Raw genomic sequence first — 25,871 nt, forward strand, 5'->3', positions numbered from 1 at the left:
AAACGAGGAGGCTAGATTGAAAAATACAATTTTATGTAGTGTTTCAGTACTCCTGGCGGTAGCAATGACCGCCGCTCCGGTTCACGCTCAACTCATCTCTGGTGGTTCAGGCGGTCTCGTCAATGTAGGCGGCGACGGCGGCCTGGTTAATATCGGCGGCGACGGCGGCGGCACCGTTGACGTACTACCGAACTCAAGTGGCGGGGGACAGACCGTCGTCGACGTGAACATCCCTGGTGGAAGCGGCTCTGGGACAAACCGCGGGTCGTTGGTTGACGGCAATGTCAGCATCGGCGGGCGCAACCTCGTCGACGGCGATGTGCGCCTTCTAAACCGCGGGAATCAAAGCGTTGGCCGCGTGACAGTAGGAGCGGTCGGTGGGGATCAGCTCCTGAATCTGGAAGTCAGTCTCGGGCTTATTGGCGGCCGAGGTGGTCCCGGCGGTCCGGGGGGACCTGGTGGTCCGGGTGGACCAGGTAATCCAGGTGGTCCCGGGGCCGGAGGCGGTGGCGGGGCCGGCACCTTCATGGCTGGCGCAGTTGCCTGCCAGGGCGAACACGGGCAACGTCTCGTCAACATCATCGCGAACTCCGACTATAGCCGGAATACTCTGAACGGTTGGGCTCGAGCTCAGCAGGTGCAGATTGTCCCGGTCCGGGTCTGCGGCGACGTCAAACGGCAGGTCCAGGCCTCGGTGTCCGGCCAACTGAACCAGCTCCATGGCGCTGTAGCCGCCGATCCGCTGCTGACAGCCTCCCTACAGCGACAGAACATGAGCGCCAGCGACGTGTTCGCCGTTCAACAGAACGGGTCACAGTTGTTGGTCTACGTCTACTAAGCCTGAAGAATGCCACTCCTGAAACTTGGCGCGGCTCCGGTCGCGCCTTTTTTATGTTCACTGAGGGAGCTGTTCGACAGGCTGCACCTAGAGCCGCTTTCCCCGACAAACCGCAGTTTCATGTCGCATATCATGTCGCACGGATTCGCCGGCACTCGAAGGGAAAGCCCGGAAATCCGGGGAATCTCAGTGCAACATGACTGCGACATGAAACGCCTCCCGTCGGTGAGGGCGGTGGAATAAACTATTGATTTCGATAAGGAATTTTTGGAGGCCACGTCCGGAATCGAACCGGAATACACGGATTTGCAATCCGCTGCGTAACCACTCCGCCACGTGGCCTCTGCGGCTGGTGTTTATGTCGGCAGGGTGGCGAGTGCAAGACCCTCAATTGCTTGGAGGGACCGAATTTGCCTCTCCCGACGGAGCATCCTCTATTCCAACACATCCGTGATCCCGGAATTTGGCTGCCCATGCTATGGGGCGATCATGTCGCGATTCTTGGCATCGAAGTGGTGGTTGGCTGCCGGGGCCTTGGCCGTCGGCCTGCTAGCGGCGTTTTTCGCCGTTGCGGCCGGACCCACTCAGGCGCGGCACTGCAGCGAGGAGCGGTTCGAGGCCGCGGCCTACATGGTCTGTACGATCGATCCGGGTCGCGATGACCTGCGACTTTTCTGGCGCGACGCCGAGGGGAAGCCCTATCGAAGCTTCTCCAATCTTGCCCGGAGCATTGAGTCTGACGGGCTGGACCTGGTGCTTGCGATGAATGCCGGCATGTATACGACCGACTTTGCCCCGCTCGGTCTGCATGTGGAGGCGGGCGAGACGCTCCGCCGCATCGATACCCGGACAATAGACGGGCCGGCGCGGCAGGTGCCGAACTTCTACAAGAGGCCTAATGGCGTCTTTTTTGTCGGGAATGGCACGGCAGGCATCCTGACGACTGACACCTATATTGATGAGGCGCCACCGGCAGATTTCGCCACGCAGTCCGGGCCGATGCTGGTGATCGATGGCGCGCTGCATCCGGCATTGATCCCCGGATCTTCCGATCGGACCCGGCGCAGCGGCGTCGGGGTGTGCGCTGATGGCATGGTTCGCCTTGCGATCAGCAACGGCAATGTCAACTTCCACGACTTCGCGCAGCTCTTCCGTCTTGGTCTCGATTGTCCCAATGCTCTCTTTCTGGATGGCGGCCGCGGCACGGGCCTCTACATGCCCGAACTGCGCCGCAACGATCGATCATGGCATGGCGGGTTCGGACCAATGCTCGGGCTCGTTGAAGAGAAAGCGGGATCGAGCGCCGCAAATTGAGAACCGGGCCTTGCAATCGCCCTCTTTCCGGTTAGCTATCCGCGGCGGAAACGCCCGGGCCATGGGGCGCCTTTGACAAATCGAATGGAGAAGAGCGGTGTTCAAGCTGCTGTGGAGACTGATCAGCCTTGCCGCCGTGCTCGTGCTCGTTGCGTATCTCGTGGGATGGCGCGTCTTCGTCGTGCCACCGGTTGCCCCGCTCTCGGAGGGGGGTATCTTCGTGGTCACCGACATGCCGCAGCTGCAATTGCTCGACAGTCCGAGTGGATTTTGTGCGCGCGAAGGGCAGGCTAATCTGGTCTGCGCCGCAGCGATCGCAACCCGCGTCTCGCAAGCGGACATCGCCTGGCGGCTGCCGTACAACGGCTTCCTCTATTCTCTAGCCGGCGGCCGCTGAAGCGCCGCTACTCGAAATAGTCGGGCAATTCGGTCTTGGCCCTTGCCAGCAGCTCCTCGATACGGCTGAGGTGAAGCCGCATCGCCCCTTCGGAGGCATCTGCGTCGCGCGCCGCAAGGGCAGCGATGATGGCGCGATGCTCTCCAATGGTCCGCGGCGTCGCGCCTGCAAGTGTCATGAACCGCACCCGGTCGAGCTGCATTTTCTGATCGTCGATGAAGGCCCAGGCAAACTCGACCCCCGCGATGCGGGCGATTTCCTCGTGAAAGGCCTCGTCATGCCTGTGGAAGGTCACGAGATCGCCCCGGTCGGCCGCCTTCTCCTGTGCCGCGATCAGCGATTCGAGGGTTGCGATATCGGTGGCGACGGCCACGCGAGCGGCGCGCCGCACGATCTCGACTTCGATTGCCTCCCGGATGAAGCGCGCCCGAAGCACGGCGCGCTCGGAAATCTTGACGACCGTCGTTGCGCGCTTGGGGCGCACCAGCACGAGCCCCGATTGCGAGAGCCGGATGAAGGCTTCGCGCACCGGCTGCCGTGACACGCCGTATCGCATGCCGATATCGGTCTCCGAGATTTGGTCGCCGGGCCGCAATTCGAGGCGCATGATCTCCTCGCGCAACGCCGAGACGATGCGTGATGCATGGGTATCGGCCGCGTGCTCGGGACCCGCGATAGCCGCGTCAGCATCCGCCATTGCCATGGGTTCACTCCTGTGCCGCACACTCCTGCATCCAAAGCAGCGACCATGCAATGGGTCATGCGTTGGATACGGCGACCCGCCCTGGCCTTGAACGGGGTCTGTGGTGCGGCTATGACGGTCCGCGTTGAAACCGCTTCGGGAACATACGCCAGATGGTCGACTTCGAACATGCACGCCGGGTCATGGTCGATACCCAGCTTCGCCCCGGCGGCATCACCGATCGCCGCGTTCTTGCCGCGATGGGCCGCGTGCCGCGTGAAGTCTTCGTGCCGGAGGCCCGCCGGGAGCTGGCCTACATCGACGATTTGCAGGCTCTGGACGCTGACACCGGCCCGCGCGCGCTTCCCGCGCCGGCAGCGCTGGCCAAGCTGCTGCAGCTGGCCGAGATCCGCTCTACCGACCGGGTGCTCGATGTCGCGTGCGGCACGGGATATTCGACCGCCGTCGTTTCGGCCCTGGGCCAGGAGGTCGTGGGCCTCGAGCCCGACACGGCACTTGCAGATCAGGCCCGGGAAGCCATCGGCCTTCTCGGTCTCGGCAATGCGCGCATCGTCGCCGGATGGCTCGACGCGCTCGCCGGTGAGGAGCCCTTTGACGTCGTGGTGGTCGGCGCTGCCGCCGGGCAATTGCCTCAAGAGCTGTTCGATCTGATCGCGCCAGGAGGGCGCCTCGTCGCCGTGGTGCAGGATGGTGTTGCCTCCGCTGCCAGCCTGCACGTCAAGTCCGCGTCAGGCGTTGCCGCCCGCGAAGCGTTCAATCTCTATCTTCCACCGATCGGCGAACTGGGACGGGCCGCCGAGTTCGTGTTCTAGGGGAAAGCTCGCGCTAACCATTTGCTGGCATCGTTTTGACACAAGACTGCGCCACAGCAGCGTCTCGGGTTTCCTCAGCATCTGTGCCGGCCGGTTGCTTATGGCAATGAACGGCCTGGCCCGTCCGGTCGGAGAATTGCCTCATGAAGTCCATCCGTCCCCTGCGCCGGCTAGCCCTGGCGCTCGCCATGACGGCTTCCCTGCCGGGACTTGCCCAGGCGCAGTCGCTGCGCGAGGCACTGGAATACGCCTATACGAACAATCCGAACATCGCCTCAGCCCTTCTGAGCGTGAAGTCTTCGGCCGAGGACATTGCGCTGAGACGCGCCAGCCAGCGCCCGAGCATCGGCCTCAACGCCGACGTAGGGGCAAGTTTTTCGGTGATGGGCAGTACCGACACTCCGCTCGGCCCCAGTGGCCCCAGCTCCTCGTTCAATACGAGCTACGGGCTGGACATGGATTTCCGGCAGAACGTATTCGACAACAATCGCTCCAACTCACAGCTTGAGCAGGCCCGGGCACTGACCGAGCTCAGCACCTATGCATTGCGCAATCAGGAACAGAACGTCCTGCTTTCTGTCGCGCAGGCCTACATGAACGTCGTGCGCGACACCCAGCTCGTGCAATTGCGACAGGACAACGTGGCCTTCTTCCAGCGCCAGGTCGGATCCGCGGAAGACCGGCTCCGGCTCGGGGAGGGGACGCGCACCGACGTCTCCCAGGCACAGACGCGGCTCGCCCAGGGTGTTGCATCCTACCAGGCAGCGATTGCGAGCCTGCAGTCGAGCCAGGCGAGCTTCCAGCGCTGGGTGGGCCGTCCGCCGCAGGGGCTGAACGGCAGCTTCGATTTTTCGCCCTACGTGCCGGGCAGCCTCGACCAGGCCATCGCCTCGGCAGACAATCGGCACCCGGCCATCCTGACGGCGGCGGCGTCCGTGCGCGCTTCGCAGGCAGGCGCGGATGCGGCCCGGGCAGCGTTCGGGCCGACACTCAACATGATCGGTTCGCTCTGTGCCCTGGGCTGCTTTGGCGGAAACACGCCTGGCATGTCCGGCAATGTCGGCCTGCAGCTGTCGATCCCGCTCTACCAGGGTGGAGCGCTCGGCGCGACCATGCGCAAGGCGAACATCGAGACCATGCGCAGCGAAGTGGATGCCCTTGCGGTCCGAGATCAGGTTCGCGAATCGGTCATCTCCGCATGGTCGACCCTCCAGAACGCAACCGCCCAAATCCAGTCCGCCCAGCAGGCCGTGTCGGCAGGGCAGCTGGTTGTCGAAGGCATTGTGCAGGAGCGGGACGTCGGGCAGCGGACGACCCTGGACGTGCTCGATGCGCAGGCTGAGCTGACCACCGCGCGCGAGGGCCTGATCGGCGCCAATGCAAGCCGGGTGATCGCTGCCTTCTCACTGATTGCTGCGACCGGCCGGCTCTCACCTTCCGATCTAGGCCTCCGCGTCGAGGTCAAGTCCGCCGAAGGCTACGTGCAGCAGGTCGAGGACGTGTGGCAGGAACTGCGCGCCCTGCAGTAGGCTCGCGAGGGTTTGACCGAATCTTCGGGGGGAAACCCTTTGGTCGCAATGCGCTCAGGTTCCGCTGGCGCGGCGTGCAAGCTAAGGTCTTCATTAACGAATCAAGCGGTGTGCCGCGGGCGGTATGATCCCCGTTCGGGCCACCCGGTGAGGCCGTGATGAACAAGCCTGCACATAAAGAGCCTTCCATGGACGAGATCTTGTCGTCCATTCGGCAGATCATAGCCGATGATGACGCTTCCGGCGCCGAGCGTAAGCCCTATGTCGCGCCGATCCCGACGGCGGCGCCTTATCCTCGAATGTCGGCTCCCGAACCCGATACGAGGCCGTCGGATCGTCCGTTTCCAGCAATGGCCAGCGCCCCCTCGCGCCCGGCCGACATGCGCAACGAGGAGGCTGGTCCCGTGTCATCGCCCGCATCTGAGGCTTCGCGGCCCGTACCGCAGCTGCCGTCCTACCTGACGGCCAATCCCGGGCCGCAGTCAGGAAGCGCTTCTCGCGGAGAGGAGACGACGCCCCTGGCGCTGAGCCCCGAACAGATTCTGGACGGCGATGAGCCTGAGGGGCCGGAAGCAGTGCTCGAAGCGGCCGATGAAAGCTACGGTGCCGCTGCCGAACTGGTCGATCCTGAAGATATCGCCTTTGCCGGAGAAGAGGACGAGGCCCGCAGTGCCATGGGCCGGACCTCCGCCGCCCCCACTGCGGGATCGCGACCGGTACAGGCCTCGGGCCCTGCTGGCCGCCCTTATGAACGTCCGCAGGTCTCCCAGCTATCGAGCTCGACCGTGCCCCCCGCACCGTCACGCGTCAACGCCCCACGGACCTCCACCATGCCTGACCCGACCCTGTCGCAGGAGATGGCGGACCGCCTGATTGGTCCGGCGACCGACGCTGCGGTGCAGCAGACCTTTGCACGCCTCAGCTCGCAAAGCCCAGTCGGGCAGGGCGTCACGGTGGAGTCCATGATGCGCGAGATGCTGAGGCCGATGCTCAAGGAATGGCTGGACGAAAACCTGCCTTCCGTCGTCGAGCGCATGGTCGAGCGCGAGATCGCCCGGATTTCCCGCGGCGGCAACTGAATAGAGTCGCTGCACCGGCGCGCGCCGTCCCGGCGCTGTTGACTTCGCACCCCCGCTCGCGCTTAGAACCACTACCGATTTTCAAGGCCGGCTCTGCGCCCCAAGGGGGCGCGGGGCGGGCCGCTGCAGTTTGCGAGTCCGACAATGATCGAAAAGACCTATGAGCCCGCCTCAGTCGAAGGGCGCATCTACCAGGCTTGGCTCGACGCCGAGGCCTTCGCCGCCGGCGCGGGTGCCGAACCGGGCGCCGAAACCTTCTCGATCGTCATCCCGCCCCCAAACGTCACGGGTAGCCTGCATATCGGGCACGCGCTCAACAACACTATCCAGGACATCCTGATCCGCTTCGAGCGTATGCGCGGCAAGGATGTGCTGTGGCAGCCGGGCACCGATCATGCCGGGATCGCCACGCAGATGATCGTCGAGCGGAGGCTGATGGAGAACCAGCAGCCCGGCCGGCGCGAACTGGGGCGCGAGGAATTTCTCAAGCGCGTCTGGGAATGGAAGGCCGAGAGCGGCGGCACCATCATGAATCAGCTGAAGCGCCTCGGCGCCTCGGCCGATTTCTCGCGCGAGCGCTTCACCATGGACGAAGGGCTGTCCGAAGCCGTCCGCGAGGTGTTCATCGCGCTCTATCGCAAGGGCCTGATCTATCGCGCCAAGCGACTCGTGAACTGGCATCCGGTGCTTGAGACCGCCATCTCCGATCTCGAAGTCGAGAACATCGAGACGGACGGCAAGATGTGGCATCTGCGCTATCCGGTCGAAAATTCCGAGGATCATATCGTCGTTGCCACGACGCGCCCCGAAACCATGCTCGGTGACGTGGCCGTTGCGGTTCATCCCGAAGACGAGCGCTACCAGCACCTGATCGGCAAATACGTCATCCTGCCGCTGGTCGGCAGACGCATTCCGATTGTGGGCGACGAGTATGCTGATCCCGAGTTGGGCTCGGGTGCGGTCAAGATCACGCCTGCGCACGACTTCAACGATTTCGAGGTTGGGCTGCGGCACAACCTCCGGCCCATCAACATCTTCACCACAGCCGCCCGCATCAACGGCTATGCGCCTAAGGATTATCGCGGGCTCGACCGGTTCGAGGCGCGCGCCAAGGTGCTGGTGGACCTCGAAGCCATCGACGCCGTCATGTGGGTCGAAGACAAGAAGATCATGGTCCCCTACGACGAAAAGTCCAAGCAGGTGGTCATCGAGCCGTTCCTGACCGACCAGTGGTTCGTCAATGCCGAAGTGCTCGCTCAACGCGCGCTCGCCGCCGTGCGCGAGGGGCGGACGAAATTCGTGCCGCAGAACTGGGAAAACACCTATTTCTCCTGGATGGAGAACATCAAGCCCTGGTGCATTTCGCGCCAGCTCTGGTGGGGCCACCAGATCCCCGCCTGGTACGGGCCGCGCCTTTCGACCGATCCCGATTTCGGTAATGCCGACAAGGGACCGAAAGTGTTCGTGGGCGCAACGGAAGAGGAAGCGATCGCCGAAGCCAAGTCCTATTACGGCCGGCCGGTGACGGTGTTCAACCAGGGCTTGACCTCCGGTGGGTATCAGGAGGCTTTCACCCAGTTCGAAACCGTCCAGCGCGCGCGCAAGCAACCCGAGCTGCTCGCCAAGCTCAAGGAAACCGATCCCTTCGCCGAACTGCAGGACTCCAAGGCGCCTATCCATCGCGACGAGGACGTTCTCGATACCTGGTTCTCCTCTGCGCTCTGGCCGTTCTCGACCCTGGGCTGGCCCGAGGATACCCCCGAGCTGCGCAAATACTACCAGACCGACGTGCTGGTCACCGGGTTCGACATCATCTTCTTCTGGGTGGCCCGGATGATGATGATGGGCATCGAGTTCCTCGACGAAGAGCCGTTCCACACAGTCTACGTGCATGCGCTGGTGCGCGACGAGCACGGCGCCAAGATGAGCAAGACCAAGGGCAACGTCATCGATCCGCTGAGCCTCGTCGACGGCTATGGCGCCGATGCCACGCGCTTCACCCTCGCCGCCATGGCTGCGCAGGGCAGGGACCTTCGGCTCGCCATGAGCCGGGTGGAAGGCTATCGGAACTTCGTCACCAAGCTCTGGAATGCCGCCCGCTTCCTCGAGATGAACGAGTGCCGGCGCGTCGAGGGATACGATCCCAGGGCCAACACGCTGGCGCTCAACCGCTGGATCGTAAGCGCCACGCACCGCGCGGTGGGTGCCGTTACCAAAGGCATCGAGGACTTCAAGTTCAACGAAGCCGCCAACGCCGCCTACGACTTCGTCTGGGGCGTCTTCTGCGACTGGTATGTGGAACTCGCCAAGCCGGTGCTGACGGGTGAGGATGAGGCCGCCAAGGCCGAGACACGCGCCACCGCGGCCTTTGCACTCGATCAGATCCTGAAGCTCCTCCACCCCTTCATGCCTTTCGTCACCGAAGAGCTCTGGGGCGAAACGGGCAAGATCGGCCCGGCGCGCGAGAAACTGCTGATCGTCTCGCGCTGGCCGGACCTGTCGGGGCTGGAGGATGCTGACGCAGATGCCGAGATGGACTGGCTCATCCAGCTCGTCTCCGGGATCCGCTCGGTTCGCACGGAGATGAATGTGCCTGCCGGTGCCAAGATCGCGCTTCAGATCATCGGCGCAGGCGAAGAGACGGGCACGCGCGTCGAAGCCAACCTTGCCGCTATCGAGCGGCTCGCCCGGCTCGAATCGGTCAGCTACGGTTCGGAGGTCCCGGCCGGCTCGGCGCAGATCATTCTGGGCGAAGCGGTTTTCGCGCTGCCGCTGGCTGGCGTCATCGATCTCTCGGTCGAACGGGCGCGTCTCGAAAAGGACGTCGCCAAGATCGACGACGAGATCGCCAAGATCGATAAGAAGCTGGGCAATGAGCAGTTCGTCGCCAAGGCTCCCGAGGAGGTGATCGAGGAGCAGCGGACCCGGCGTTCGGACGCCGCCGACCGTCGCAAAAAGCTCCTTGAGGCGCTGGCCCGCCTCACCTGATAGCGAACTCTTTATGCGATAAAGCGTATTGCGGGAGGCGTGTTTACGCCTCCCAAACCCTCAAGTGCTGTTTTTGCAACAGCAACTTCGAATCCCGCCCCTGGGCCCCTTCCGTCAACCTTTTGGCGACACCCCGCGCCACAATCTAACCCTAAACAAGGGGGAGAACCGGATGCGGGCGGGCAAGTCGCGAGTGAGAGAAACCGGAGTAGTCCGGCACCTCGATCTTTGGCCCCTCGACCCGTCAATTGAATATCGATCCGGAGAGCTGCCGGCCCTTGAGGCATCGTGCACGCAATCTCCGGGCACAGGTGAGGCGCATAGCCTGATGATCCCGCGCGTAGCGCACGGGCTCTCTGGCCGGCGTCAGGTGATGTCAGTGTGCTCCGCCAGTCGCGGCAGGTCTTATCCTGTTGCCGTCGGATGGGGCGAGAGGGAGTACCATGCGGACATTTAGGGTCAGCAATACCCTGATCTCCGTTGCCCTGGGATCGATGGTGGCCGTCCTGGCCGCCGGGCTTCCCGCACGGGCGCAGACGGCGGTAGACGCAGCGCTGAACATGGCCAACATGCTCGATGGCGCTGGCGGAGGCATATCGAACGACGATCTCGTTTCGGCCCTGCAGGATGCTGCGGCGGCGGGGCAGCCCATGGCCTTGTGGCAGCTCGGGACCATGTACGAAACCGGGCAGGGCGTGCAGAAGGACCGCGCCAAGGCGTTCGGCTATTTCTCCCAGATCGCCAATGACCATGCCGACACGCCGCCGCGCGGCGTCGAGGCGGACATCGTTGCCCAATCCTTCGTGAAGGTCGGCGAGTATTATCGCGAAGGCTTGCCGGATGCGGGTATCCCCAAGGACCAGGAGCGTTCAAACGCGCTGATGTTCCACGCCGCCTCCTATTTTGGGGATGCCGACGCACAGTATCGGATCGGTCAGCTCTACCTTGAGGAAAGCGAACTGGGGGGCAATGCACTGCAAAGCGCACGCTGGCTCTCTCTGGCAGCACGCAAGGGGCACGCGCCAGCACAGGCGCGACTGGGCGACATGCTCTTCAACGGCGATGGCCTCGAGGCTCAGCCCGTAGAAGGCCTGATGTGGCTGACGGTCGCCAACCGGCGTTCTACCGGCACCATGGACGAGGCCTGGATTAAGGACATGCTCAACAGTGCCATGTCCGTCGCCAGCCCCGAGCAGCGCACAGAGGCCGTGCGAATGGCCGATTCTCTCGGAAACCGCTTCGGCGGCCTCTAAAGGCCTTCGCCCTCAGAGCGTGAAGACGCCTTCGACCGGAACATGGTCGGAGGGTTTCTCCCAGCCGCGCACATCCTTGTGCACGATGACGTCCTCTAGCCGGTCGGCTGCCTGCGGCGAGAGCAGAAGATGGTCGATCCTGATCCCTGCATTGCGCCGCCACGCTCCGGCCTGGAAATCCCAGAAGGTGTAGGTGGGCTCATCCGTCACCGCGCGCAGGGCGTCGGTCAGCCCCAGATTGCGCAGGCGCCGGAATCGCTCGAGGCTCTCGGGCCGGAAGAGCGCATCGCCCCACCAGGCTTCGGGATCATGCGCATCGATTGGCGCGGGGATGATGTTGAAATCGCCCAGGAGTACGAACGGCTCTTCAAGCGAGAGCCGTGATTCCGCATAGGCGATGAGCCTATCCATCCATGCCAGCTTGTAGGGGAATTTCGGGGAATCCACCGGATTGCCGTTCGGCAGATAGATGTTGCAGACGCGCACGATCCCGCCTTCGACCGAGAACACGCCCTCGATCAACCGGGATTGCTCGTCTTCCTCGTCTCCGGGCAGTCCGCGCGTCACCTCGTCGAAGGGCAGACGCGAGAGAATGGCCACGCCGTTCCAACTCTTCTGGCCGTGGGTCTCGACATTGTACCCGAGCGCCTCGATTTCGGCCCGGGGGAAGCCCTCGTCGACTGTCTTGATCTCCTGAAGGCAGACGATGTCCGGCTCCTCCTGGCGCAGCCATTGCTCCAGCTGCCCGAGGCGCGCCTTGATGCCGTTGATGTTCCAGGTCGCGATGCGCATGAGGCCTCCTGCTTGTCGAACCAACTGCATAGCGGCTGCCGGAGGTTTGTCCAGTCGCCACATCGCCTTCACGCAATGGCCCAGCCATGGCTGCAAAGCGCCCCAATTGCAGTCGCATGAGGAGAGGACATTCGCGCCGCTGACGGGCGCGACGCTTCACGCGCCGGTTGCGATCCAGAGAATTTCGAAAGGACGTTTCCTGTTCAATGCAAATCTTACGCGGGCGGCGCTTGTGGCCGTCGGCCTCGCATTCGTCCCTGCGGCTGCGGGCACTGCACTCGCGCAGGGCATGGTCGAGCAGCAGGCCGAACCCGCACCGAGCTATAGCGACGAACTCATCGCCGCGTTTGCGACCGCTTTCATCGAGGTCAACTTGATCGGCGAGGAGGTCGCACCGCAAATGGAGCAGGCCGAAACCGCCGAGGCGCAGGAAGACATCATGCAGCAGGCCAACAGCCGCATGGCCGAAGCGGTAGAGGCGACCCCCGGCATCGATCTGCAGCAGTACAACGAAATCCTGACTGTGGCTCAGGCCGACGAGTCGCTCGTGCTGCGCATCAATGCCGAGATCGAATCGCGCGCCATCGGCACGCCGGCTCAATAGTCCCAGCGTCGGGAGCGGCCAGCATGCCTCTCCCGACCTCGTCCTGCCTGATTCAAAATATCAGCTAGACCGAAAAACTCGTTCCGCATCCGCAGGATGCCACGGCATTCGGATTCTTGATCTGAAAAGACTGCCCGATCAGATCGTCGACAAAGTCGATCTGCGCGCCGCCCATGAACTCGAGGCTCATCGAATCGATGAAGACGCGAGCCGTGTCTCGCTCGAGCACGAGGTCATCCCCCGTCGGCGCCTCATTGACCAGATCATATTCATACTGAAAGCCCGAGCAGCCTCCGCCCGAAACCGAGATCCGCAAGGCGGTGCCCTCAGGCTCCTTCGACAGGATCCGCGCAATGCGTCGCGCAGCGCGGTCTGTCAGTTCAACTTGGTTTGGTGCTAGGGAGACGTCAGTCATGGTGCGGCCTTCCGGGTGGCGGCGAATTCGTCCCCTAATCTAGGAGCCCGCCGGGTGCTTGAAAAGGGCCAGAGCCAAACCGATGCCATTGGAACTTCCTTCGCGCGCGCCCTATGCCGCCGACCCGACACTGAGCCGCGGCCGGCGGCATGGCACGGGCCCGAGCCCCACCCGCTCCGAGTTCCAGCGCGATCGGGACCGGATTATCCATTCGACCGCCTTCCGCCGGCTGCAGCACAAGACGCAGGTCTTCCTTCATCACGAGGGCAATCATTTTCGCACGCGGCTCACCCACACGCTCGAGGTCAGCCAGATGGCCCGGTCGATCGCCCGGGCCCTGAGGCTTGATGAGGATCTCGCTGAAGCCGTGGCGCTCGCCCATGATCTGGGACACACACCATTCGGGCATGCCGGTGAGCGCGTCATGGCCGAAAAGATGGCCCCATGGGGCGGCTTCGACCACAACATCCAGGCACTGCGCGTCGTCACCCGACTTGAAAATCGCTATGCCGAGCATGACGGTCTCAATTTGAGCTGGGAGACGCTGGAAGGCATCCTCAAGCACAACGGGCCGCTTCTCGACGCCGCGGGGGCGCCGGTTGGGCGATATGCCGATGAGGGCCTGCCGTTCGGTCTCGACGAGATCGATGCCAGTGCCGATCTGCAGTTGTCCTCCCACGCCAGTCTCGAGGCGCAGACAGCGGCCATCGCCGACGATATAGCCTACAACGCACACGACATCGACGATGCGCTTCGTGCCGGCCTCATCACGCTTGAGGATCTCGCGGATGTGCCTCTCGTCGGTCAGCTGGTCTCTGAAGTGATGCGCCTCTGGCCCGACATCGATCCGGCCCGCCAGGCGCATGAAGTCCAGCGGCGCCTGATTACACGCTCCATCGAGGACGTGATCGCAACGACGAGCGCCAATCTGGCAGAGCTCGAACCATCGTCCGCCGACGATGTCCGTGCTGCTGGCAGGACATTGGTCAGCTTCTCGCCTCAGATCGCCCGCGCGGAGAAGGACTTGAAGTCTTTTCTCTTCAGTCGGGTCTATCGCCATGAGGACGTCATGGCGCCAGTACGCCAGAGCCAGGCGTTGGTCGGAGCGCTCTTCGATGCCTATGTCTCGGGCGCGCAGATGCCGGGACGATGGGGTCAGGCGATGGCGATGGCCGCGTCGGACAACGCGAGGGCGCGGATCGTCTGCGATTTCATCGCCGGCATGACAGATCCCTATGCCCAGGCCGAACATGTTCGTCTGTTTGACGCTCATCCGGAATTGAGCTAACCCCCGCAATCCCGCCCGCACTGGCCCGATGGACATCCCCATGGACGTATTTGCACTGTTTTCTGCCCGTGTCGCCGAGGCGCTGGCCGCGCTTTATCCGGACCTTCCCGAAGATGTCGTGGCGCGCGCCGTGGTGGAACCGCCGCGCGATGCCGGCCATGGCGACCTGTCGAGCAATGCGGCGATGGTTGCGGCCAAGCCGTTGGGCAAGAGCCCGCGCGAAGTCGCCGCGGCGCTCGCCGAACGTTTCTCCGCCGATCGCGATGTGGTTTCTGTCGAAGTGGCCGGTCCCGGCTTCCTCAATTTCCGTCTGGCCGGGTCGGTCTGGCAGGGTGTGCTGCGGGCAGTGGGCGAGCAGGGCGCGGAGTTCGGTCGGTCCGGCATTGGCGGCGGGCAGAAAGTCAACATCGAGTACGTGTCGGCCAACCCGACAGGACCCATGCATGTCGGGCACACGCGTGGCGCCGTCTACGGCGATGCGCTTGCCGCCCTGCTGGATTACGCGGGCTTCGATGTTACGCGGGAATATTACATCAACGATGCCGGCGGGCAGGTCGAGGTGCTCGCCCGCTCTGCAATGCTACGCTACCGCGAGGCGCTCGGGGAAACCATCGAGATTCCCGCTGGCCTCTATCCCGGTGACTATCTCGTCCCGGTGGGGCAGGCGCTTGTCGAGGAGTTTGGACAGGGCCTGCTCGATATGCCCGAGGCGGAGGCGCTGCCGCTCATCAAGACACGCGTTCTTGCGGCCATGCTCGAGCTGATCAGGGCCGATCTCGCCAAGCTCGACATCCATCATGACGTGTTCTTTTCCGAACAGCAGCTGCACGGCGAGGGGGGCGATATCGCCTCGACACTCGCTTGGCTGCGGGAAAAGGGAATGGTCTATGAGGGCCGGCTGGAGCCCCCGAAGGGCAAGACCCCCGAAGATTGGGAAGACCGCGAGCAGACCCTCTTCCGCGCCACCGACTGGGGCGATGATGTGGACCGGCCGCTGGTGAAATCGGACGGCTCATATACTTATTTTGCCGCCGACATCGCCTACCATCGCAACAAATATCTCCGCGGCTTCACGCACATGATCGATGTGCTCGGCGCCGATCATTCAGGCTATGTGAAGCGTCTGCAGGCCGCCGGAAAGGCTGTCTCGGGTGGCGAAGCGGACATCGACGTTCGGATCTGCCAGCTCGTCCGGCTGCTGCGCAATGGCGAGCCGGTGAAGATGAGCAAACGCTCTGGCGATCTCGTCACGCTTGCCGACGTCGTCGAGGAAGTCGGTCCCGATGCCACCCGCTTCATGATGCTGTTCCGCCGGAACGACGCGACGCTGGACTTCGACTTTGCTCAGGTGCGCGAGCAGACGCGCGAAAATCCCGTGTTCTACGTTCAGTACGCGCACGCCCGGGCCTGCTCGGTTTTCCGGAACGCTGCCAAGGACTTGCCCGACCTCGTTGTCAGCCCTTCGGCGCTGGCCATGGCCGATCTCTCGCGGCTCGGGACGATTGAGGAGCTCGACCTCGTCAGGGTGCTGGCGCAATGGCCACGCATCGTCGCTTCTGCGGCTGCTGCGCATGAGCCGCACAGGGTTGCCTTCTACGTCCACGATCTTGCCGCGGCCTTCCACGGCTTCTGGGCAAAGGGCAAGGAAGATCCGTCCTTACGCTTTGTTAACGCTGAAGATCCGACACTGACCATGGCGCGACTCGCTTTGGTCGCTGCAGTAAGGCAAGTGCTGGTCAACGGGCTGGCGATTTTGGGTGTCAATGCCCCGGAAGAACTTTCATAATTCGGGCGCATTGGTGTGATGACTCGCCGCAGGGCAGGGGCGCCGGGGATCAGCTGAACACGAATAAGAGGGCGTCGTCATCGATGGCGGCGAGACCGTAGCAGATGGCAGGGCAGCCGGACAATTCTGACGACTTGATCGCCGAGCTGGCGAAGCTGATGGCGCAGGGCGCGAACGGCGACGCATCCGGCGATAAGCCGCAGGCGGAGGGCCAGCCGCGCCCCGATCAGCCCGCTCCCGGTTTCCGCGTGCCCGGCGATCTCGGCGCCGCCGCCCAGTCGCGTCCGGCAGCGCCTCAGCCTGCTGCGCCTGCACCGGCGCCGCAATCTCCTCAGCGGCCGGCTGCTGCACCTGCTCCTCAGCAACAGGCGCCGTTCCAGGCCGCAGCCCGCACGCCGCAGCCTGCGCCAGCACCGAAATCTCCTGAGCCGAGACAGGACCAGCCCCAGGCTCCGCGAACCGAACAGCCGCAACAGCAACAGCCCCAGCAGCAGGCGCCCCAGCAGCCTGCGCAACAGGCTCCGCAGCAGGCACCTCGGCAGCCGCAGCCGCAGCCACCTGCCGCCGCGCGGACTGCCGGGCCAACCGTGCCATCGGGGCCGACAGACACGCCGCGCCCCGCCATCCCTTCCGATGCGGCTCGCTCCGAGCGCCCGGCCGCACCGCAGGCTCCGGCGCAGGCGCAGCCTCAAGCCCGACCGCCTGCTCCCGCTTCGCAGTCGGAGCCGATCAGGCCTTCAGTCCCTCCGATGGCCGCACAGGCGCAGCCCCAGACACCGCCGCAAGCAGCACAGCCCGTTTCCCCTCCGCGCCCCCAAATTCGGATCCCGGGTGCGGACATGCCTGCAGCACGTCCCGATGCGCCAAGCGCGCCACGTGTCGAGCCATCGACGCAAGCGGTGCCGCGCTCCGGTCCCCCGACCATTCGCATCCCTGGCATGGATCAGCCCGTGCCAACCCCTCAGGCCCGCACGGAGCCGCAGTTCGGCGCTCCGCAATCCAGCGCTGCGCCCCGCATGCCGAGCCCCGCTGCCCCGCAGCCGGCCCTCCGACAAACACCGAGCGCACCTGCAGTGGCGCCGGTAAAGGCCGAGCCACGCGTCCAGCCTGGTCCCGCCGCCGAGCGCAAGGAACCCGGCTTCGGCACGCCGGTCGCTCCTGTCGCACCTCGCCCAACCGCAACGTCCGTTGGCTCTCCGACGCGCGGAGAGGATGGCTTCGACTTCGATTTTGGTTTTAGTGCCAAGGACTTTTCCGGCGACGCGGACTCAGATGCTCAGCAGAAACCGCCCCGCAGCGAAGAGGGGAATGCTTCGCCTGCCGAGACGCGGCCCGATCCGGTCGCAGCCGAAGCCCAGGCCGAGCCCGCTGCTCAAATGGCCGCCAAGCCTTCGATGCCGCCGTCGCCCGCCCCTGAGGCGGATGCCGATCCGTTTGACCCGATCGCGGCGTTGATTTCGTCCGAGCTCGACGCGCAGGAGACCAAACCGCGCGCCGCTGCACCCACTTCTCCACCTGCGGCACCGACCCCTCGGCCACCCCTTTTCATCCCGGGTGGTGACGGTCGCCCAACTGTGGTCGAGCCGGCGGTGATGCCGCAGCCGACGCATGTCCATCAGGTCAACCGGCAGGAGCGACAGCGCCCGCGGCCGGAAAACGACAGCTTCGCAATTCCGCCAGTCTTTGGTCTGGGCGGAAAGAGCGAGCCCGCTTTACCGCGTGGCGAGCCGAACCTCGACGTCGACCCGATGGACGAGATCGAAAGTCTCATCGGTGAAGCGGTGCGGGTCGAACTGTCCGAACCCCCTACGTCGCCCCAGCGTCCACAGCAGCCGCAGGCAGCCAGCCCGGTCGTGCCCCCTCTCAATGCGCAGTTCGCGCCGCGGCGATCGGCCATTCCTGAGCCGGGAGCCGGATCCCAATCTGCGGCCGAGGCTGCGATTCTCGCCGCAGCCGCGGCGACGGGTGCACAGGTCGGGCGGCTCGAGGATGCGCCTGCGGTAGCGCCCGATGAGCGCCCGCGCCGCCGGTCGCGCGTCAAGCCAATGCGCCCGCGTGGCATACCGCGGCAGTTCATCGGCATGGCTGCCGCCATCGTCTTGTTGCTCGCTGCAGGATTCGGCCTCTATTGGGTAATCGGCATGGTACGCGACGACGGGGAGGCCCCCGTGCTGACCGCGGAAGCCGGTCCCGCGCGTGAGCCGGCGCCAGTGGCGGAAAATTCCGGGGACGCACCGCGCTCCGTCGTCTTCGACGAACTCGACGGCGTATCGGCGGGTGCCGATGGCGAGCAACTCGTCCCTCGGGACCAGACCGAGACGGCCACGATCGATACGCCCCGCGTCGCGGCGGCCGACCCCAACGAAACCGGACTGGCCAACCGTCGCGTCCGGACGGTCACCGTTCGGCCGGACGGCACCATTGTCAGCGGAGACGATGCGGTCGCAGGCGCTCAGGAACTTCCCGTCGCCCGCCCCAACGTGCCGACCATCCCGGGGGCGGAGAACCAGACTCCCGATCTGCTGTCGCCCCTGTCGGCCTCCGGCAATACCACGCCCGGTAGCGACCCGATTGCTGATGCGATTGCCACTGCCGACGTGCCTACCGACACTGCGCCGATCACGGCTGATGGAAATCTCGTTCCCCCCGCTGCAACCAGCGATCAGGCGCTGTTGAGCGGAGCCGAAACGCCCACCGCGCCAGGTGCCAACGTGCTCGCCCCGATCCCCATGCCGCGGCCGGTAAACCGGGAGGCGCTTGCTGCCGCCAATCAGCCGACCTCGCCCGTCAACGCGCTTTCCGCTCAGCCGAGCCAGCCAGCGGCGCCAGCTGCGGCACCCAGCAACGCGCCTGCCTATGTTCAGCTCTCCTCGCAGCGTTCGGAAGGTGAGGCACGGCAGTCCCTCAGCGACGTGCAGGCGCGTTGGGGTGGGCTCTTCGGAGGCCGCCCGCTCGAGATCCAGCGAGCGAACCTTGGGGATCGCGGTGTCTACTACCGCGTCCGGTTGCCGGCCAACTCGATCGACGAAGCGACGCGGGTCTGCAATTCGGTCAAGGCGAATGGTGGCGATTGCTTTGCGGTGCCCGGCTGACGGGTTGATTTCGGACCGGGCGAAGGCGACATTGCCGCCCGTTCGGTACGGAGCCGCAGGACCCCATGGCCAAGGCGCCACACAATTGGTTTGACAGCGGCACGTCGTCTGCCTCGCCGGTGGACGAAGTGCTTTATGTCGATGTGGCTGGCTATGGTGGCCCGCTCGACCTGCTTCTCGATCTCGCACGCCGTCAAAAGGTCGATCTGACCCGGATTTCCGTTCTGGCATTGGCCGAGCAGTATCTCGCTTTCATCGAGACGGTCCGAGAAAAGCGGATCGAAATCGCCGCCGACTATCTCGTCATGGCGGCGTGGCTTGCCTATCTGAAGAGCCGCTTGATGGTGCCACAGGCGCCTGGCGATGAAGAGCCTTCCGGCGAGATGATGGCGGCGCTCCTCCAGTTTCGGCTGAAGCGACTTGAAGCGATGCGCCAGGCAGCCAGCCAGTTGATGAACCGGCCACGGCTCGGCTTCCAGGTTTACGCACGGGGGCTGCCGGAGCCGATCACCGTCAACAGGCGGAATCTCTGGGAAGCAAGCCTCTACGATCTGCTCAAGGCTTATGCCATCCAGCGTGAGCGGGGCGTGCCGACCGACTATGAACTGGCGCGCCGCACGGTCTGGTCGTTGAAGGAGGCGCGCGACATATTGCAGCGCCTATTGGGGGAGAGCTCCGAATGGGTGGCCCTCGACGCCTATCTTGCCCAATATCTGGGCTCGCCCGAGCAACGGGTAACGGCCATGGCTTCCAGCTTCGCTTCCAGCCTCGAACTCGTGCGCCAGGGTGAGCTCGAACTCCGCCAGACGCTGGCATTCGGGCCTCTGCTGCTGAGGCGCAAGCAGGCTGGCCCCACTGAAGGTTCCGATGACAGACACTGATCCGCATCCGGAAGACGAGGACGAGCGGCGAGAAGCTGCGGCCCGTGATTTGCGCGTGGCAGAAGCGCTGTTGTTCGCGTCGACCGAACCTCTGGCACCCAGCGACATCGCCCCCTATCTGCAAAAAGGTGCCGACGTGGAGGCGATCCTCGAGGCTCTTGCGTTGAGCTATGCGCCTCGGGGCGTCAATCTCGTGAGGCGTGGTGCCCGTTGGGCGTTTCGGACGGCGGAGGATCTGGGCTTCCTGCTGCGTCGCGAGGAAACCGAGAGCCGGGCGCTGTCGCGAGCGGCCCTTGAGACCCTCTCGATCATCGCCTACCACCAGCCGGCCACGCGCGCTGAGGTGGAGGAGGTGAGGGGGGTAGCCTCCGGCAAGGGGACTTTTGATCTCCTGATGGAGGCCGGCTGGATCCGCATGCGCGGGCGTCGCCGGACCCCAGGACGCCCGGTGACCTATGGAACGACTGAGGCGTTCCTCGACCATTTCGGGCTCGAGAGCCTCAGCGACCTGCCGGGGCTCGAGGAACTGAAGGGTGCGGGGCTCTTGTCGTCACGACTGCCGCCCAATCTGCAGATGCCTCTGCCGTTCGATGGCGCGTTGCGTGAGGACGAAGATCCCCTCGACCCTGACGACACCGATGACGAGCAGGATAGTGATGACGAAGAGGGGAGCGAGATGCCGGCTCCTGCAATCCGATGAGCCAGCCGGTAGGATCGGCAAACGATTGGGGGGCGCGTGGCACGGCGGGTGTCAGCTTCGCCGCTGCGCTCTCGTTCGACCAGGTGGATGTATCCCTTGGCGGGCAGAAGGTGCTCGACAAGTTCAGCCTCGCCCTGCGGCCTGGGGAAATCGTCTGCCTTCTGGGCGAATCGGGTTCTGGAAAGTCGACGACCCTCCGGGTTGCCGCCGGCATACAGCGTGTCGATGGCGGGGAGGTTCGGATCAACGACGAGGTGGTCTCGGGCCGCGGATTTCATATGCCGCCCGACCGGCGCGGAATCGGGTTGATGTTTCAGGACTTTGCCCTGTTCCCCCATCTGACCCTGCTTGAGAACGTCACGTTCGGGCTCAAGCCCCTGGGGCGCCAGGCTGCGCTGGCGCAGGCCCGCTCGGCGCTGCGCCGCGTGGGTCTTGCCCAGCGCGAGGCCGATTATCCGCACATGCTCTCAGGCGGCCAGCAGCAGCGCCTTGCTCTTGCTCGGGCAATTGCCCCGAGGCCGGGCGTGCTGATGCTCGACGAGCCTTTCTCGAGCCTCGATGCTCGCATGCGCGAGACGGTGCGCGGCGAGACGCTGGCGATCCTCCGGGAGACCCACGCCACGACCATCATCGTCACGCACGATCCCGAGGAGGCAATGCTTCTGGGGGACCGGATCGCCCTGCTGCGCAAGGGCAGGATCGTGCAGATCGACACCGCGTCCGCGATCTACAATGCGCCTGCCGATCTGAGTGCTGCCCGGTTCTTTTCGCCGCTCAGCGAGATCGAGGCGACGGTGGCCGGTGGCCGGGCGCTGACACCCCTGGGGTCGGTGCCGACGCCTGACCATCCCGATGGCACACGGCTCATTGTCGCCATCCGTCCGTTCGGGGTGCTCGAGATGGGTTCTGAGGGGCAGGGCGTGCCGGGCCGGATCGTGGACAAACGGGATGCCATCGGCATCGATCTCTGCGAAGTGAAGGTCGAAGGGCTGGACCGGCCGGTCAGTATCCGGCAGCGTTCCGATCCGCGCTTCATACCGGGGCGTGATGTCTACCTGTCTCTCAATTCCGAACACGTGCTTGTGTTCGTCAAGGATTGAACCTATTTCTGGCGTCAGTGGCCAGAGCGTAATCTGAAGGAGAAGCATCATGCACGCACCGGGTATTTGGGGCATCATCGTAGTCGCCGTGGTCGTGCTGCTCCTGTTCGGACGTGGCAAGATTTCGGGCATGATGGGCGAGGTCGCCTCGGGCATCAAGGCGTTCCAGAAGGGTATGCGCGAGGAAGACAAGCCCGCCCCGCGCCTCGATGCGACTGCACAGGTCGATGCGCGCGAGCCCGAAAAGAAGGACGTTTGAGGCGCCTCGCGCGCAAACGGACCATTCATGACATGACCGGCTCGGCCTCCGCCTTCGGGGTCCGAACCGCGCGTCCGGGCTGGGGCCCGGCTCAGGGAAGCTAGAACATGCTCGGTATCGGCTGGACGGAGATGCTCGTCCTGGGCGTCGTGGCGCTGATTGTCATCGGCCCCAAGGACCTGCCGATGGTCATGCAGAAGGTCGGCCGATTCATGGGTTCGATCCGTCGCATGGGCAACGAGTTCCAGCGAGAGATAAACCGGACGACCGGGCTCGATGAGGTGCGCAATCTGCGCAATTCGATCACCCAGCCGCTCAAGCAGACCAGCGACGAGATTCGGCGCGAATTCAATGCGATGACACCCGATGGTCCGAAGCCGTCGGGGAAGCTGAAGCCGGCCGATCCTGAAGCAGAGAGCGTGGTCGACGAAATCCGTGCCGCCGCCGGTATGAAGCCCCGCAGCACCGATGCCGGTACGGCATCTTCAGCGGCTGCGGTGGAGCCCAGTGCCGATCCCGCTGCGCCGAAGGCCACTGCGCCTAAGACCACCAAGGCGGTGAAGGCGGCAAAGGCTCCTGCGACAGCGAAGCCGGCGTCGCCCGGCAAGGCTGCCCCCGCACGCAAGACACCCGTTCGCGCCACAGCGACCAAGAGCGCACCCGAGAATTCAGAGAGCGCTGAAAAGCCAAAGCGCGCGCGTCGGGCTCCGGCAAAGGCGAAAGCTGCGCCCACTGCGCCTGTAACGTCAGCAGATCTCGCCCCGATCGCGCCGGCCGAGCCGAAGCCGGCGGCCGACAATTCTGCGTCGGGCACCGAACCGGTGGCAACGCCCGAGCCAATCAGGCCCGCGTCCACTGACGGGGAGCTGCGCTGATGGCCGAGGTCAAGAAGCTCGACGCCCCGAAGACCGCTGCGACGGAACCCGAAGACGAGCTGGCCGGCAGCGAGGCTCCGCTTCTCGATCACCTGATCGAACTGCGCAAGCGGTTGATCCGGTCGCTGATCGTGCTGTTCGGTTTGCTGATCGTCTGTTTCATCTTCGCTGCCCAGATTTTCGATATCCTGCTCCAGCCTTACCGGTCGGTCGTGCCGAACCCCGAAGAGCTCGAGCTGATCTATACCGCGCCGCAGGAATTCTTCTTCACCCAGCTGAGCCTCGCCTTCTTCGGCGCCTTGTTCCTCGGCTTCCCCTATCTTGCGACGCAGATCTACATGTTCGTCGCGCCCGGCCTCTACAAGCACGAGCGCAAGGCGTTCGTGCCCTATCTCGTCGCCACGCCCTTCTTCTTCCTGCTCGGCGCCTGCGCGGTCTATTTCGCGGTCCTGCCCATGGCCATGGGCTTCTTCCAGGCCATGCAGACCGATGAAATCTCGATGCTGGTCCGGGTATCGGAATATCTCGGATTGGCGATGACGCTGATCATCGCATTCGGCATCTGCTTCCAATTGCCAGTGGTGTTGACCTTGCTGGCGCAGATCGAACTGGTGACCTCAGACCAGCTCAAGAAGGGGCGGCGCTACGCGATTGTTGCCATTCTTGCGGCTGCGGCCTTCATCACGCCACCCGATCCGATCTCCCAGATCGGTCTTGCGACGCCGGTCTACCTGCTCTACGAACTCTCGATCTGGGCGGTCCGTTGGATCGAGAAACGGCGCGCCGCCAAGGAGGCCGCAGAGGCGGCCAAGCTTCAATCGTAATTCCAGGGTTGCGTGCCGACTGCCGGCCGGCCCTCTAGTAGGGGCCTCGTCCTTTCATGTTCGATATCAGATGGATCCGCGCCAACGCCGAGGCTTTCGACGCTGGTCTTGCCCGGCGCGGCGCAGCACCTCAATCGGCAGCGTTGATCGCCATTGACGAGCGCCGGCGCCAGATCATCGCCGAACTCAACGATGCCCAGGAAAAGCGAAATGCTGCGTCCAAGCGCATCGGGCAGGCCAAGGCGCAGAAGGACGAGGCGACTGCGCAGGCGCTGATGGCGGAAGTCTCGACGCTGAAAGAGACGATCCAGCAGGGGGAAGCTGCCGAGCGAGCCGTCGAGGCAGAGCTGCGTGAAGCCCTGTCCGTCATTCCCAATCTGCCGCTGGACGATGTGCCCGAAGGCGCGGACGAAGCGGGGAATGTCGAGTATTTCGGACAGAATGGCACTGCAGAAACCGCAGCGCGGGTTCGTCCTGCACGCCCCGTTTTCGATTTTGCGCCCAAGGAGCACTATGAGCTCGGCGAAGCGCTCGGCCAGATGGATTTTGAGATCGCCGCAAAACTCTCTGGAAGCCGCTTTGTCGTTCTCAAGAGCGATCTGGCGCGGCTAGAGCGTGCGCTGGGCCAGTTCATGCTCGACCTGCATACCACCGAGCATGGCTACACCGAGATCCAGCCGCCGCTCCTCGTGCGCGACGATGCGCTTTTCGGGACCGGCCAGTTGCCCAAGTTCGAGGAGGATCTTTTCCTTGCGCCGCATGCAGGCAGCCGAGTCGCACTAATCCCGACCGCCGAAGTGCCGCTGACCAATCTCGTGCGCGAGGCAATCCTCCCGGCCGAAGACCTGCCGCTGCGCTTCACGGCGCTGACGCCATGCTTCCGCTCCGAGGCCGGCTCGGCGGGACGGGACACACGCGGCATGCTGCGCCAGCATCAGTTCGACAAGGTCGAGATGGTCTCGATCACGACGCCCGAGGAGGGTGTCGCGGAGCATGAACGCATGCTCGCCTGCGCCGAGACGGTCCTGCAGCGCCTCGGGCTCCATTATCGCGTCATGATGCTCTGCACCGGCGACATGGGGTTCGGTGCGCGCAAGACCTATGATCTCGAAGTCTGGCTGCCCGGCCAGGACACCTATCGGGAGATTTCGTCCGTCTCGCTCTGCGGAGACTTCCAGGCGCGGCGCATGGATGCCCGGTACCGCGCCGAAGACGGCAAGCCGCGCTTCGTGCATACCCTCAACGGGTCGGGCGTTGCGGTCGGCCGGGCGCTGATCGCGGTGATGGAGAACTACCAGCGCGAAGACGGCTCCATCGCCATCCCCGACGCGCTGCGCCCCTATATGGGCGGAAAGGCCATGATCGGGGCGCGTTCGTGACCGATAGCCTCCGCATCCTCATCACCAATGATGACGGGGTGGACGCCCCGGGCATGGAAGTGATGCGCCGGATCGCCGCAGAGCTCTCGGACGATGTCTGGGTGGTCGCGCCGAGCGGCAACCAGAGCGGAGCAGGCCACCGTTTCACCTTCGGTCGCGAGCTGTCGCTGGAAAAGCGCGAGGATCGCGTCTATGCGGTCACAGGTGGTTCCCCAGCCGACTGCGTGGTTGCCGGCATGACCCATGTGCTAGGCGAACGGCCGGCCGACCTCGTCCTCTCCGGGGTCAATCACGGACAGAACCTTGGCGACATCATCAACTGCTCCGGCACGGCCGCCGGCGCGCGTGAAGGTGCGCTGCAGGGGGCTATCGGCATCGCCTTGAGCCAGGCGATCGACTATGAGCGGCGCGGCGAGGTTGTCTGGGACAATGCCCTGAATTGGGGATCCAGGGTGGTCCGTGAGCTCCTCCGGGAGCTCGATGGACCTGGCGCCTATTACAATGTGAACTTCCCGTTCTGCGCGCCCGATGCGGTGAGTGGAATTCGCGTGGTGCCTCACCAGCGGTTTTCCCGGTCGCCGCTCCGCTATTACCCCAGCGACAATGACGGTTACTTCTTCATCGCCATACCCGAGACCCCTCGGCCGCTCGACAAGGCGCAGGACTTCCACCTGCTCCACCACGACGACGCGATAACCGTTACGCCTTTGCTGCTCCAGCAGACGAACGAAGCGCTGGCAGCCCGGATGGATGGGCGGCTGAGGCTGGCAGAGCCCGATGCCTGAGCGCCGCAGCGCCCGGGTCCGGCGCTATTGAACGGCGTCACACTGACGCCTATCTCTGCCTTTACCGCCGGTTAAGATGGCGCAGTCTGCAATCGGCCATTCGCGCTGATTCGCTTAGTCTTAGGCTCGATCCCCCGACAGCATGGCGCGTTTGTCGAACGGGGGTCGCGATCAAACA

Annotated in this window: 23 protein-coding genes and 1 tRNA gene; 20 read left to right on the top strand and 4 right to left on the bottom strand. The window is 64.4% G+C overall.

The genetic code is table 11. The annotated features are described in order from the left end of the window. Positions 1-16: 16 nt before the first annotated feature. Positions 17-838 carry a hypothetical protein gene (locus tag EMQ25_RS18020; RefSeq protein ID WP_158625975.1) on the top strand — a complete coding sequence of 274 codons (822 nt, stop codon included), beginning with the start codon at positions 17-19 and terminating at the stop codon, positions 836-838. 268 nt (positions 839-1,106) lie between these two features. On the opposite strand, the gene EMQ25_RS05845 is transcribed toward EMQ25_RS18020, so the two are convergent. Next, positions 1,107-1,180 (bottom strand) — tRNA-Cys (locus tag EMQ25_RS05845). Between the two features lie 147 nt (positions 1,181-1,327). Here EMQ25_RS05845 and EMQ25_RS05850 point away from each other — a divergent pair. Continuing rightward, positions 1,328-2,152: a phosphodiester glycosidase family protein gene (locus tag EMQ25_RS05850; RefSeq protein ID WP_127188139.1), complete on the top strand. Its 825-nt coding sequence runs from the start codon at positions 1,328-1,330 to the stop codon at positions 2,150-2,152. A gap of 97 nt (positions 2,153-2,249) precedes the next feature. Continuing rightward, positions 2,250-2,549: a hypothetical protein gene (locus tag EMQ25_RS05855; protein ID WP_127187625.1), complete on the top strand. Its 300-nt coding sequence runs from the start codon at positions 2,250-2,252 to the stop codon at positions 2,547-2,549. Positions 2,550-2,556: 7 nt separating this feature from the next. Here EMQ25_RS05855 and EMQ25_RS05860 read toward each other — a convergent pair whose 3' ends face one another. After that, positions 2,557-3,246, bottom strand: a complete 690-nt coding sequence (locus EMQ25_RS05860) for a GntR family transcriptional regulator (RefSeq protein WP_158625976.1) — start codon at positions 3,244-3,246, stop codon at positions 2,557-2,559. Between the two features lie 158 nt (positions 3,247-3,404). Here EMQ25_RS05860 and EMQ25_RS05865 point away from each other — a divergent pair, with 158 nt between their 5' ends. The 5 genes from EMQ25_RS05865 (at position 3,405) to EMQ25_RS05885 (ending at position 10,913) form a co-directional block, all read left to right on the top strand. Then, on the top strand, positions 3,405-4,064 hold the full coding sequence (locus tag EMQ25_RS05865) for a protein-L-isoaspartate O-methyltransferase family protein (protein ID WP_127187627.1): 660 nt from the start codon (positions 3,405-3,407) through the stop codon (positions 4,062-4,064). 143 nt (positions 4,065-4,207) lie between these two features. Continuing rightward, positions 4,208-5,593, top strand: a complete 1,386-nt coding sequence (locus EMQ25_RS05870) for a TolC family outer membrane protein (RefSeq protein ID WP_127187628.1) — start codon at positions 4,208-4,210, stop codon at positions 5,591-5,593. 188 nt (positions 5,594-5,781) lie between these two features. Continuing rightward, on the top strand, positions 5,782-6,672 hold the full coding sequence (locus EMQ25_RS05875; RefSeq protein ID WP_158625977.1) for a PopZ family protein: 891 nt from the start codon (positions 5,782-5,784) through the stop codon (positions 6,670-6,672). Between the two features lie 144 nt (positions 6,673-6,816). After that, complete coding sequence (locus EMQ25_RS05880) at positions 6,817-9,660, top strand: valine--tRNA ligase (RefSeq protein ID WP_127187630.1); 2,844 nt, start codon at positions 6,817-6,819, stop codon at positions 9,658-9,660. A gap of 443 nt (positions 9,661-10,103) precedes the next feature. Further along, entirely contained in the window at positions 10,104-10,913 is an 810-nt protein-coding gene (locus tag EMQ25_RS05885; RefSeq protein ID WP_127187631.1) for a tetratricopeptide repeat protein, read from the top strand. Between the two features lie 12 nt (positions 10,914-10,925). Here the strand turns inward: EMQ25_RS05885 and xth are convergent, their stop codons facing one another. Next, positions 10,926-11,705, bottom strand: a complete 780-nt coding sequence (gene xth, locus EMQ25_RS05890; RefSeq protein WP_127187632.1) for an exodeoxyribonuclease III — start codon at positions 11,703-11,705, stop codon at positions 10,926-10,928. Between xth and EMQ25_RS05895 the strand changes: the two genes are divergently transcribed. Beyond that, complete coding sequence (locus EMQ25_RS05895) at positions 11,683-12,309, top strand: DUF4168 domain-containing protein (RefSeq protein WP_158625978.1); 627 nt, start codon at positions 11,683-11,685, stop codon at positions 12,307-12,309. The two genes, xth and EMQ25_RS05895, sit on opposite strands and share 23 nt — an antisense overlap. Before the next feature lie 64 nt (positions 12,310-12,373). Here EMQ25_RS05895 and EMQ25_RS05900 read toward each other — a convergent pair whose 3' ends face one another. Continuing rightward, positions 12,374-12,724 (bottom strand): HesB/IscA family protein, encoded by a 351-nt coding sequence (locus EMQ25_RS05900; RefSeq protein WP_127187634.1) that lies wholly within the window; start codon positions 12,722-12,724, stop codon positions 12,374-12,376. An 82-nt stretch (positions 12,725-12,806) separates the two neighbouring features. On the opposite strand from EMQ25_RS05900, the gene EMQ25_RS05905 reads away from it, so the two are divergent. From EMQ25_RS05905 to surE, 11 genes are all read left to right on the top strand, one after another. Beyond that, the gene (locus EMQ25_RS05905) at positions 12,807-14,012 is read left to right on the top strand and encodes a deoxyguanosinetriphosphate triphosphohydrolase (RefSeq protein WP_127187635.1); all 1,206 of its coding nucleotides are present in this window, start codon (positions 12,807-12,809) and stop codon (positions 14,010-14,012) included. Positions 14,013-14,052: 40 nt separating this feature from the next. Next, positions 14,053-15,798 carry an arginine--tRNA ligase gene (argS, locus tag EMQ25_RS05910; protein ID WP_127187636.1) on the top strand — a complete coding sequence of 582 codons (1,746 nt, stop codon included), beginning with the start codon at positions 14,053-14,055 and terminating at the stop codon, positions 15,796-15,798. A gap of 1,592 nt (positions 15,799-17,390) precedes the next feature. Next, a complete protein-coding gene (locus tag EMQ25_RS18025; RefSeq protein WP_158625979.1) occupies positions 17,391-18,890 on the top strand; it encodes an SPOR domain-containing protein in 1,500 nt (499 codons plus the stop codon). A gap of 65 nt (positions 18,891-18,955) precedes the next feature. Beyond that, entirely contained in the window at positions 18,956-19,771 is an 816-nt protein-coding gene (locus EMQ25_RS05920; RefSeq protein ID WP_127187638.1) for a segregation and condensation protein A, read from the top strand. Further along, positions 19,758-20,471, top strand: coding sequence for an SMC-Scp complex subunit ScpB (scpB, locus tag EMQ25_RS05925; protein WP_127187639.1), 714 nt, complete (start codon positions 19,758-19,760; stop codon positions 20,469-20,471). Before EMQ25_RS05920 ends, scpB begins: the two co-directional genes overlap by 14 nt. Further along, positions 20,468-21,571: an ABC transporter ATP-binding protein gene (locus tag EMQ25_RS05930; protein ID WP_127187640.1), complete on the top strand. Its 1,104-nt coding sequence runs from the start codon at positions 20,468-20,470 to the stop codon at positions 21,569-21,571. The genes scpB and EMQ25_RS05930 overlap by 4 nt, the downstream gene beginning before the upstream one ends. A 49-nt stretch (positions 21,572-21,620) precedes the next feature. Next, positions 21,621-21,830 carry a twin-arginine translocase TatA/TatE family subunit gene (tatA, locus tag EMQ25_RS05935; RefSeq protein WP_127187641.1) on the top strand — a complete coding sequence of 70 codons (210 nt, stop codon included), beginning with the start codon at positions 21,621-21,623 and terminating at the stop codon, positions 21,828-21,830. Between the two features lie 107 nt (positions 21,831-21,937). Further along, positions 21,938-22,705: a Sec-independent protein translocase protein TatB gene (tatB, locus tag EMQ25_RS05940; RefSeq protein WP_127187642.1), complete on the top strand. Its 768-nt coding sequence runs from the start codon at positions 21,938-21,940 to the stop codon at positions 22,703-22,705. Next, positions 22,705-23,529, top strand: a complete 825-nt coding sequence (tatC, locus tag EMQ25_RS05945; RefSeq protein ID WP_127187643.1) for a twin-arginine translocase subunit TatC — start codon at positions 22,705-22,707, stop codon at positions 23,527-23,529. The genes tatB and tatC overlap by 1 nt, the downstream gene beginning before the upstream one ends. A 56-nt stretch (positions 23,530-23,585) precedes the next feature. Beyond that, positions 23,586-24,908 carry a serine--tRNA ligase gene (gene serS / locus EMQ25_RS05950; RefSeq protein WP_127187644.1) on the top strand — a complete coding sequence of 441 codons (1,323 nt, stop codon included), beginning with the start codon at positions 23,586-23,588 and terminating at the stop codon, positions 24,906-24,908. Continuing rightward, positions 24,905-25,693 carry a 5'/3'-nucleotidase SurE gene (surE, locus tag EMQ25_RS05955; RefSeq protein WP_127187645.1) on the top strand — a complete coding sequence of 263 codons (789 nt, stop codon included), beginning with the start codon at positions 24,905-24,907 and terminating at the stop codon, positions 25,691-25,693. Before serS ends, surE begins: the two co-directional genes overlap by 4 nt. The last annotated feature ends 178 nt before the right edge of the window (positions 25,694-25,871 follow it).

The organism is Arsenicitalea aurantiaca (genome assembly GCF_003994485.1).
In the GTDB taxonomy this organism is placed as follows: Bacteria; Pseudomonadota; Alphaproteobacteria; order Rhizobiales; family Devosiaceae; genus Arsenicitalea; species Arsenicitalea aurantiaca.

Coding starts and splice junctions, on each gene's coding strand:
- tatC (WP_127187643.1), top strand. CDS start 22,705: ATGGCCGAGGTCAAGAAGCTCGACGCCCCGAAGACCGCTGCGACGGAA.
- EMQ25_RS05930 (WP_127187640.1), top strand. CDS start 20,468: ATGAGCCAGCCGGTAGGATCGGCAAACGATTGGGGGGCGCGTGGCACG.
- xth (WP_127187632.1), bottom strand. CDS start 11,705: ATGCGCATCGCGACCTGGAACATCAACGGCATCAAGGCGCGCCTCGGG.
- EMQ25_RS05885 (WP_127187631.1), top strand. CDS start 10,104: ATGCGGACATTTAGGGTCAGCAATACCCTGATCTCCGTTGCCCTGGGA.
- EMQ25_RS05905 (WP_127187635.1), top strand. CDS start 12,807: ATGCCATTGGAACTTCCTTCGCGCGCGCCCTATGCCGCCGACCCGACA.
- argS (WP_127187636.1), top strand. CDS start 14,053: ATGGACGTATTTGCACTGTTTTCTGCCCGTGTCGCCGAGGCGCTGGCC.
- tatA (WP_127187641.1), top strand. CDS start 21,621: ATGCACGCACCGGGTATTTGGGGCATCATCGTAGTCGCCGTGGTCGTG.
- tatB (WP_127187642.1), top strand. CDS start 21,938: ATGCTCGGTATCGGCTGGACGGAGATGCTCGTCCTGGGCGTCGTGGCG.
- EMQ25_RS18025 (WP_158625979.1), top strand. CDS start 17,391: ATGCCGCAGCCGACGCATGTCCATCAGGTCAACCGGCAGGAGCGACAG.
- EMQ25_RS05850 (WP_127188139.1), top strand. CDS start 1,328: ATGTCGCGATTCTTGGCATCGAAGTGGTGGTTGGCTGCCGGGGCCTTG.
- EMQ25_RS05880 (WP_127187630.1), top strand. CDS start 6,817: ATGATCGAAAAGACCTATGAGCCCGCCTCAGTCGAAGGGCGCATCTAC.
- EMQ25_RS05900 (WP_127187634.1), bottom strand. CDS start 12,724: ATGACTGACGTCTCCCTAGCACCAAACCAAGTTGAACTGACAGACCGC.
- EMQ25_RS05860 (WP_158625976.1), bottom strand. CDS start 3,246: ATGGCGGATGCTGACGCGGCTATCGCGGGTCCCGAGCACGCGGCCGAT.
- serS (WP_127187644.1), top strand. CDS start 23,586: ATGTTCGATATCAGATGGATCCGCGCCAACGCCGAGGCTTTCGACGCT.
- EMQ25_RS05865 (WP_127187627.1), top strand. CDS start 3,405: ATGGTCGACTTCGAACATGCACGCCGGGTCATGGTCGATACCCAGCTT.
- EMQ25_RS05920 (WP_127187638.1), top strand. CDS start 18,956: ATGGCCAAGGCGCCACACAATTGGTTTGACAGCGGCACGTCGTCTGCC.
- EMQ25_RS05870 (WP_127187628.1), top strand. CDS start 4,208: ATGAAGTCCATCCGTCCCCTGCGCCGGCTAGCCCTGGCGCTCGCCATG.
- EMQ25_RS05875 (WP_158625977.1), top strand. CDS start 5,782: ATGGACGAGATCTTGTCGTCCATTCGGCAGATCATAGCCGATGATGAC.
- EMQ25_RS05895 (WP_158625978.1), top strand. CDS start 11,683: ATGTTCCAGGTCGCGATGCGCATGAGGCCTCCTGCTTGTCGAACCAAC.
- scpB (WP_127187639.1), top strand. CDS start 19,758: ATGACAGACACTGATCCGCATCCGGAAGACGAGGACGAGCGGCGAGAA.